Below are 1,193 nucleotides of genomic sequence, written 5' to 3' on the forward strand. Positions count from 1 at the left end.
CTACGTCTTGGGGACGCGGACGATGAGGGCGTCGCCCTGGCCGCCGCCGCCGCACAGGGCCGCGGCCCCGACACCGCCGCCGCGGCGGGCCAGTTCGAGCGCCAGATGCAGCACGATCCGGGCCCCGGACATCCCCACCGGGTGGCCCAGCGCGATGGCACCGCCGTTGACGTTGATCCGGGCCGGGTCCAGCCCCAGCTCGCGGCCGGAGGCGATCCCGACCGCGGCGAACGCCTCGTTGATCTCCACCAGGTCCAGCCCGGCCGGGTCCAGGCCCTCCCGGGCGCAGGCCTTCGCGATCGCCCGGGCGGGCTGGGACTGCAGCGTCGAGTCCGGACCGGCGACCACCCCGTGCGCGCCGATCTCCGCGAGCCAGGACAGACCGAGTTCCTCGGCCTTGGCCCGGCTCATCACCACCACCGCGGCCGCCCCGTCGGAGATCTGCGAGGCCGACCCGGCGGTGACGGTGCCGTCCTTCGCGAACGCCGGCCGCAGCGCCGCCAGCGACTCGGCGGTGGTCTCCGGGCGGATGCCCTCGTCGGCGGTGACCACGACCGGGTCGCCCTTGCGCTGCGGGATCGACACCGGCACGATCTCCGCGTCGAACAGCCCGTCCTTCTGCGCGCGGGCCGCCCGCTGGTGGCTGGCGGCGGCGACGGCGTCCTGCTCGGCGCGGGAGACGAACCGGGTGCCGCTGTTGGCGGCCTCGGTGAGGGTGCCCATGGCCTGGTCGGTGAAGATGTCGTGCAGCCCGTCGAAGGCCATGTGGTCGCGCAGGGTCACATCGCCGTACTTGAACCCGGCCCGGGACTTCTCGAGCAGGTGCGGGGCCCGGCTCATCGACTCCTGGCCGCCGGCGACGACGATGTCGAACTCGCCGGCGCGGATGAGCTGGTCGGCCAGCGCGATCGCGTCGATGCCGGACAGGCACACCTTGTTCACGGTCAGGGCGGGCACGTCCATCGGGATGCCGGCGGCCACGGCGGCCTGCCGGGCCGGGATCTGGCCGGCGCCGGCGGTGAGCACCTGACCCATGATCACGTACTCGACCTGCTCCGGGGCCACCCCGGCCTTGGCGAGGGCACCGGCGATGGCGACCCCGCCGAGGTCCGAGCCGGAGAAGTCCTTCAGGGCGCCCTGCAGACGCCCCATCGGGGTCCGGGCTCCGGCAACGATGACAGAACTGGTCACGA

The 1,193-nt window shown here is 74.2% G+C and carries 1 protein-coding gene; it reads right to left on the bottom strand.

Going from position 1 to position 1,193, the window contains the following annotated elements; genetic code table 11:
- Window positions 1–1,191 carry an acetyl-CoA C-acetyltransferase gene (locus ACWPOB_RS28490; protein WP_455402868.1) on the bottom strand — a complete coding sequence of 397 codons (1,191 nt, stop codon included), beginning with the start codon at window positions 1,189–1,191 and terminating at the stop codon, window positions 1–3.
- Window positions 1,192–1,193 lie beyond the last annotated feature (2 nt).

This window comes from Rhodococcus sp. 2H158, assembly GCF_053764755.1.